This window comes from Luteibacter sp. P4_E6, from assembly GCF_056401535.1.
Window position 1 is genome coordinate 1 of the sequence record NZ_JBFUJE010000180.1, and the last position, 7,546, is coordinate 7,546.

At 64.0% G+C, this 7,546-nt stretch carries 9 protein-coding genes; 3 read left to right on the forward strand and 6 right to left on the reverse strand.

All coding sequences use genetic code 11. The features are described from left to right. The coding region (locus AC1DT2_RS12155; RefSeq protein WP_477296476.1) for a transporter substrate-binding domain-containing protein at window positions 1-1,482 on the reverse strand (1,482 nt) is incomplete at its 3' end. Window positions 1,483-1,665: 183 nt separating this feature from the next. Here AC1DT2_RS12155 and AC1DT2_RS12160 point away from each other — a divergent pair. Beyond that, complete coding sequence (locus AC1DT2_RS12160) at window positions 1,666-2,304, forward strand: response regulator (protein WP_063573091.1); 639 nt, start codon at window positions 1,666-1,668, stop codon at window positions 2,302-2,304. 121 nt (window positions 2,305-2,425) lie between these two features. Next, window positions 2,426-3,268, forward strand: coding sequence for a DUF2884 family protein (locus tag AC1DT2_RS12165; RefSeq protein ID WP_477296478.1), 843 nt, complete (start codon window positions 2,426-2,428; stop codon window positions 3,266-3,268). Here the strand turns inward: AC1DT2_RS12165 and AC1DT2_RS12170 are convergent. The 5 genes from AC1DT2_RS12170 to AC1DT2_RS12190 form a co-directional block, all read right to left on the reverse strand. Continuing rightward, a complete protein-coding gene (locus AC1DT2_RS12170; RefSeq protein WP_477296480.1) occupies window positions 3,258-4,211 on the reverse strand; it encodes a D-2-hydroxyacid dehydrogenase family protein in 954 nt (317 codons plus the stop codon). The genes AC1DT2_RS12165 and AC1DT2_RS12170 overlap by 11 nt on opposite strands. Window positions 4,212-4,225: 14 nt before the next feature. After that, entirely contained in the window at window positions 4,226-4,612 is a 387-nt protein-coding gene (locus tag AC1DT2_RS12175; RefSeq protein ID WP_477296482.1) for a VOC family protein, read from the reverse strand. Window positions 4,613-4,721: 109 nt separating this feature from the next. Then, window positions 4,722-5,378, reverse strand: a complete 657-nt coding sequence (locus AC1DT2_RS12180) for a hypothetical protein (protein WP_477296484.1) — start codon at window positions 5,376-5,378, stop codon at window positions 4,722-4,724. Window positions 5,379-5,474: 96 nt separating this feature from the next. Then, window positions 5,475-5,705 (reverse strand): hypothetical protein, encoded by a 231-nt coding sequence (locus AC1DT2_RS12185; RefSeq protein WP_477296486.1) that lies wholly within the window; start codon window positions 5,703-5,705, stop codon window positions 5,475-5,477. An 84-nt stretch (window positions 5,706-5,789) separates the two neighbouring features. Continuing rightward, complete coding sequence (locus AC1DT2_RS12190; RefSeq protein WP_477296488.1) at window positions 5,790-6,161, reverse strand: hypothetical protein; 372 nt, start codon at window positions 6,159-6,161, stop codon at window positions 5,790-5,792. A gap of 767 nt (window positions 6,162-6,928) precedes the next feature. Here AC1DT2_RS12190 and AC1DT2_RS12195 point away from each other — a divergent pair. Then, a complete protein-coding gene (locus tag AC1DT2_RS12195) occupies window positions 6,929-7,390 on the forward strand; it encodes a MarR family winged helix-turn-helix transcriptional regulator (protein WP_477296490.1) in 462 nt (153 codons plus the stop codon). The last annotated feature ends 156 nt before the right edge of the window (window positions 7,391-7,546 follow it).

The window sequence follows — 7,546 nt, forward strand, 5'->3', positions numbered from 1 at the left end:
GAGCGAGGTCGTGCCAAGCATTTCCAGCATGCCGATGACGCCATGCATCGGCGTGCGGATTTCATGGCTCATGGTGGCCAGGAACTGGCTCTTCGCCCGCGTGGCCGATTCGGCGACTTCCTTGGCCAAGGCCAGCTGGGTCGACTGTAGCCGTCGCTCGGAGACATCGATCCAGTAGCCGGTGAACTCGACGGTATCGGCGACGCGCCGGGGCACGGCGTGGGACGCCACCCAGCGCTCCGGTGACGTATCGCGAATGCGCATCTCCGCATGGATGGGTGTCAGGGACGCCGCCGCGCGCGCCACCTCGGCCATGAGCCCTGGCTGGTCGCGTCCGTCGATCTGCGCGAACGCGCTGCGTTCGTCATGGATGAACGTCTCGGCCGATACGCCGAAGATGGGTTCCGGATTGCCCCCTACGTAGACGAAGCCGATGCGCCCGTCCGGGTGATAACGAAATCGATAAACCACGGCGGGCATGTGCCGGGTCACATCGGCAAGCTGCGCTTCCGTATGCAGGCGGCGGCGTGTTTCACGTCGCAGGCGCAGGTACGCGTGGCTTACCAGGAGCAGCAACGCCAGAACGAGGGCCCCTGCTGGCCCGACCTTGCGCGCGATCTCCCGCCAGGATGTACCCCAGTGGTAGTCGGAGCGAAGCCAGGTGTTACGAATCGTCTGGCTACGGCGTTCGGGCAGGCGTGCGAACACGCGGTCGAGCAAAGGAATCAGTGGAGCGAATCGTTGGTCCACGGCCATCGACAGACCGGCATGCTCCCCGGTCGGGGCGGCGATCCTGAGTCGTGCCGGGTAGTCGCGCCGAATGAGGACTTCGGCCGTGGCGATGTCGCCCACGTAGGCGTCCACCTTGCCGGAAGCCACGGCGGACAGGCCTTCGGCCGTGGTGGAAACCGGCATGACGTCGGCCGTCGACATCGGCGCCACCGCGGCCGCCACCGCTCCCTGGGCAAGATTGGCCGCGACCCGGTGCCCACCCAGATCATCCGGGCCCGTGACCAGGAAGCCGTGCTCCCGAGTGACGATCACGACCGGCAGATCGAGATAGGGCGCGGTGAAACCGAAGCGGCGTTCCAGTGCGACGTTGCTCGCGGATGCCGCCGGCAGCACGTCGATGTCGCCGTGCATGGCGCGTTGAACGGTGTCGTGCCAATCCAGGCTGGTCACGGTCTCGGTACGTAGTCCGAGCACGCGGGTGGCCTCGCGCAGGTAGTCGATGGCCAATCCTTGGGCTTCGCCGTCCCGGCCGATTTGCGAGATGGGCGCTGCAGACGGATCGATACCGATGCGGAGCACCGGCAGCGTTGCGAGCCACTCTCGCTCCGCCGTGCTGAGCGGCACGTCGTCAGGCGTGATCGCGGAACTTTCTTGGGGTCTGCCTTGCGATGCCGCGCCCGATGGGGGCGAGTCCATGTCGGTGTGAAAGATCGCGACCCGTTCGTGCTGTCCCGTACCCTCACGCAACATGTCAGCCGCGCTCGCCTGTCGGTACGAAGCGAACAAAATGCCGCAAAAAATGGCCAATATTCTCAATTGCTTCATGGTGTTCCTTCGACCACGTGCGGACGATTACTGTAATCTCCACGATGGTAAGACTGAGTAGCACATCTCATGGAGAGCGGCTGCGCACATCCGCCTACGAGGGAAGACATGGTTTTGCGAACGATCATTGCCGACGATCACCCGGTAGTCCTGATGGGGGCCCGTGCCGCCCTGGAGGCGGGCGGTGATATCGAAGTGGTCGGCGAAGCGGCCAACGGCGACCAACTCGTCGAATTGCTGGCGTCGCTTCCCTGCGACGTGGTCGTGACCGACTTCTCCATGCCCGGCGGCCGTCATGGTGATGGACTGTCGCTCATCGACCTCATCCGCCGGCGCTATCCGCGGCTGCCTGTCGTCGTGCTGACCATGGTGAACAATCCCGCTGTGTTGCAGACCATGCGCAGCCGCGGTGCGCTGGGTCTGTGCGACAAGCGCGCACCGCTGAGGGAAGTCGCCGTCGCTGTGCGCTACGCCGCCACGGGTCGCGCCTACATGAGCGATACGATTCGTCGGCAGTTCGACACGGGCGGCGTGCAGAGCACGGCCGATGGCGTCCGCCTCTCGGCGCGAGAGATCGAGGTGGTGCGCTTGTATGTAGGGGGCATGTCGATCTCGCAGATCGCGGAGCAGCTGAGCCGCAGCGTCAAGACAGTCAGCCGCCAGAAGCGCGATGCCATGCGCAAGCTCGGTATCGATCACGACAGCCGGCTTTCCGAGTACGCACGCGAGCGCGGAATCGCCTCATGACCCCCTGCCGGAAGTCAGGGCGTGACCAACTACCCATGCTTCCTGCCGCCTAACGGACTAAACCTTAGGCTCGCCGGACGCATCCTACCCGGCGAACATCCGTTTCCTGGGGAGAAGGGCCATGCGCCATCCGATCATCGCCGGCACCGCCGCCGTCGCCTTTGTGCTCGCCGCCACGGCAGGGCGGGCAACGGAGATCAACTTCAGCACGGATACCTGCAAACACGATTACTCGACGCCTTACGACGTCGATGTCACGGCGGCAGGCCTTTCTTTTCACCGTACCGATGGCGTGCCGGCCGAGGTCTTCCTCCATGACGGCGCGATTCGCGTCGATGGCAAAGCCGTTGCTGTCTCAGGCGGGGATGCCGACGCGCTGCGCCGGTACGAGGCTGGCGTTCGTGCCCTGATGCCACAGGTGGCAACGATCGCCCGGGAGGGTGTCGAGCTAGGGTTCTCAGCGATGACCACGGTCACCCTGTCTTTTGCCGACGGCGATCAGCGGGGCAGGATGCTGGAAAAGCTCAAGCGGAAGCAGATCGAAGCCCTGCGTGAGATCGATGAGGGCGTCGGCTCGGGTCATTGGTCAGCCAACCGCATGACCGAGACCGTTGCCGGCTCGGTGTCCGATTCCGTGGGCGAGCTGGTCGGTTCGGTCACCTCGAGCGCGGTGACCGCCGCCCTCTCGGGCGACGCGAGCAAAGTCGCCGCGCTGCAGGCCCGCGCCGACTCGCTGGACAAGGCGATGGACCGCGAAATGAACAAGCGCTCGAAGGCGCTCGAAGCGAAGTCCAACGCCATCTGCCCGCAACTGAATGATCTCGCCAGCCTCCAGCAGGGCTGGGGTGTTCGCCTGGCCAACGGCAAGCCGCTGGAGCTCATGACGATCAAGCCGAAGGGCGAACATCGCGACGATGACCACGACAGCGACAGCGACCACAGCAGGAAGGTCGTCAGCTTCTGACGTCCTTGTCGAGCCACGCGACGACGTTGTTCACGCTGTCACCGTAGAACGTTCGATACATCTCCGCGGTGACGTAGCCAATGTGGGGCGTCACCAGCACATGGGGCAGCGTGCGGAATGGATGGTCTGCGGCAAGGGGCTCGACCTCGAAGACGTCGACGGCTGCGCCCGCGAGCCGGYCGTGCGACAACGCGTCGATCAGTGCTTTCTCGTCGACGATAGGTCCTCGCGAGCTGTTGATGAGTCGTGCCGTCGGTTTCATGGCGGCGAGTTCGGCGGCGCCGATCAGGCCGAGCGTGCGATCGCTCAGGCGCGTATGGATGCTGAGGAAATCCGACTGCGCGAGGAGCTCGTCCTTCGTCACCCGGCGGACGCCGATGGCGCTAGCGGCTTCGGTGGTGAGGTTCTCGCTCCAGGCGATCACCTGCATGCCGAATGCCTGTGCGATCCGGGCAACCTCGGCGCCTATGCGGCCGAGGCCGAGAATGCCGAGTGTTTTCCCGCGCAGTTCGGTACCCAGACCCACCTGCCATTGGCCGGTACGTACCGATGCCGCCTCGACAGCTATATTCCGTGCCAATCCGAGGATGGCGGCCCAGGTGAATTCGATCGTCGGCGTCGAGGAGTAATCCGTGTGCACGACCTCGACGCCATGCCTGGCGGCAGCGTCGAGGTCGACCGACGCATTGACCCGTCCCGTCGATGCGATCAGCTTGAGCCTCGGCAGCGCCGCGATCAGTGCAGCCGTCATGGGTGTGCGTTCGCGCATGACGCAGACGGCGTCGAACGCCGTCAGTCGCTCCACCAGGGCGTCGTGATCGAACAGGTGATCGTGAAACACGACCACCTCGGCCCGGTCATCCAGCACCGACCAGTCAGCACTCTGCATCGCCACGTGCTGGTAGTCGTCGAGCACGGCCAGTCGGATCGTTTTGTCAGTCATCTTGGGTTCCTGGGTCAGGCGGGCTGGATGAGATCCCAGCCGTTGCCGTAAAGATCGTCGAAGACGACTACGCTTCCATAGGACTCGTGTCGCGGCTCTTCGCGAAAATGGACGCCGTGCTCGCGCATGCGCGCGTGGTCGCCGGCGAAGTCATCGGTGTGGAGGAACAGGAAGACGCGTCCGCCACCTTGCTTGCCCACGTGTTCACGTTGTTCATCGGTGACCGCGCGTGCCAGCAGGAGGCGGGTACCGTCCGATCCGCGGGGTGCCACCGTTACCCAGCGCTTGCCGCCGCCCATGTCGGTGTCTTCGATCAGGCTGAAAGCCAATGCGCGGGTGAAGAAGGCGATGGCCTCGTCGTAATCGTGGACCAGGAAGGTGATGGCACCGAGGGAAGGCATGGGAATCTCCGGAATCGATTTCCAAGCATCCGCGTTGGACGCCGCGGAGGCAAGGGCATCGTTCTTTCAGAGCTTCACCATGCCTATCTTGCAGGGATCGAAACCCTCCTCAGGGCGCTGCGGCGTGCATCCGCCTGATTCGCACCGTGGAGCCGCCCGCGAACGTGATCACGAAGGTTGACCCTTCGTGCGACTGCTTCGTGACAGGAAGGGGATCGGCACCGGCGGCTGCCTCGAGTTCGCTTTGGTGATAACGCGCTTCCTCACCCGTCGGGGTGATCGTCATCGGTGGTCCGATCCGCTTGAAGCTTGTGAAGTGGGTGGCACAGGTGTCGCAATCCGGATGGCTGATCTCCGGGAGGCGCTTGGCCCAGATCCAGTACTTGTTTTCGTGGGGAATGATGATGCGTCGATCATTGCCGCCGCCGACAGGATGGCCCGCGATGGAAGACCAGACGCGGACGATGCGGGTATCGTTGCAATCGGCCGAAGCACATTCCTGGAGCACCACGTAGTCGTTGCCGTTGAGATATTGCGGCTCGATGCTGAGCACGTCGCCTTCAACCAGCGCCGAGGCGGGGAAGACCACGCCAGGCATGCGCGGATCGACCTTGAAGTCGCCGGAAATCAGGTAGCCGCCGTGACTCTCGGTGTAGGCATCGGCGGTGACAGTCACGCCCGGCAGATTGATGTCGCCTGCCGGCGCGGTCTGCTGGCCCGAGGCGGGCAGGGCGATCGCGGTGGCGATCGTCAGGGCAGCGAGCATGCGAAGTGCTGGCATAAGGAACTCTCTGCGGCGCGACAGCGTCAGGGTCACCATTCTACCGCCCGGGTGCGGCGACGCTCAGACCGGCTTGTGCAGCTAGAGGTTAGGCGCTTTCAGGTCTGCCCCGAACAGCCGCCATATACCGTCTTCCCCCTCGATACTCAGGTAAACCCTGCTGCCGTCGAAAGCGGTGAATCGGGACGCCTGGCGGGCGGCGAACCGCACGGCATCATGGCGGGTAGGAAACGTCTGTTGCTCACCCGAGGGAAGGGCGATAGTCCATTCGTTGTCGGGCACGCGAAACGGTATGTCGAAGACGAAAAACATGTACGTCCGCAGAAATCGTGATGGGTCGACTATGCCCAACGACCCCGCCGCATGTGTCAAAACCGCCTCGACATTTGTGCAGGCTCAGGCCTTGTCCGTCGCTTCATCGATGGCTTGGGCGAGTTGGCGCATATCGAAGGGCTTGACGAGGCGGATGGCTGTCGCGGGAGCGCCATCGGTCGCTTCGTTCGGGTCCGAGAGCATGATGACCACGGCAAGGCCCGGGTTCTTGTTCCGCGCCTCTTCCAGATACGCCCCGGCGTGGTCTTCGCCGGGGGCCGGTACCGCGGCAATCAGGAAGTCGACCTTGGCCTGGGCCGCCACCAGTCTTGCGGCGCCTGCATGGGTCGAAGCCACCACGACTTCAAAGCCCCTTGCGTGAAGAACCTCGGCGAGGGTCCCCGCGAGGGGTGAGCGGGGCTCGATGACGGCAGCGAGCGGCTTGAGATTGGTCATGGTGTCTCCCGACATGAAAAAGCGGTTCTAGCAGACCGTATGGCAAGGACGGATGACGCCGAAGGCCCTCGTAGTCCGGGGCGGGGGCGCTTGAGAGGCAGGCGGCCCTTGCGCTCTATGCCGACATGGCAGTCGCGCTGGGAGACATCATGCCGACCTATCGAATCTACGTGATTTACCCGCCGCGTCCGATCACATGGATGAAGGCGCACTCACGCGCCTCAGCGGCCCAGCTAACGAAAGCGCCGCCAAGCTGTTCGATTGCTGAGTCCTCCAAGGCCCCGTATGCAATTGAGCGCGACTTCAAAGACCATTATCGACCTCGTCTTGCTCACTGATGCCGTGCATGCCGAAGACCTTGAAGAATCGCGGAGGCTGGCACGGCGCCTTACACGCATAGCACGTGTGAGTGGATGGCCCCTGATTGCGAGGCAAGCCCGCGCGGTGGAATTGTTGGCCATTCTCGACGCTCCGTTCCAGCACGTCGCCGCTGCTGTTGAAAGACTCCTGCTGATGAGTGAGCGGCATATCCAAGGCTTGCCTGTTCCGAGCTGCGAGATCGGAACCTCACCGTCGGAAGCCGTCACTTCTCCGGGTGCATCGTTTGCGTCGTACAAGCTCACCACCGTGAGAGCGCTTTTGCGAAAAGGCGCCGTCTAGCCGCGCACGTTGGTCCACGTCGCATCGGCAGGGCGCCGCAGGAACTTTCGAAGGCAAACTTGCAAGTTTGCCTTGCAAGTTGGCCCGCGCGGCCATAGCGTAAAGGAATGGCCAAACAATCCTCTGTGTTCCCGGGCGTCGACGCCGCGGCTTCCGATCTCCTCGCCGCGTGCGGTCAGCTCGTGCGTCGTTTGCGGGCCGAGTCCAACAACCAGGAACTGAGCTGGTCGCAGATGGCCGTGCTGATCCGACTGGAAGAGGGCGGTCCCACCTCGACAGCCGACATAGCCCGCGCCGAATTGGTAAAACCGCAGTCCATGGGTGCGACGTTGTCCGTTCTGGAGGAGGAGGGCCTCGTCGAGCGCAGGCCGCATCCGACCGATGGCCGCCAGGTCCTGTTTGCACTCACGGCTGCCGGCGTCGAGGCACGTCGCCGCGTCCGGGCGGCGAAGCGGACGTGGATGGCCAGTGCCATCGCCACGCTCACTGCGGACGAGCAGCGCGACCTGCTGACGGCCGCCGCGGTGATCCGACGTCTCGCTGATTCGAGTACGCGCGACCCCGCGTGAAACGCCGCGCCGACGGCATCGCGTCGCCTTCGCCTTCCTTCTCGTTGCCACTGTTTTTGATCGCACCCTGCCGGTCGCGATCCCGTCTTCCCACCCACGTCCCTGAGGAATTCACCATGCCGCTTAGCCAACTCGACACCAACGCCGCCCTGATCG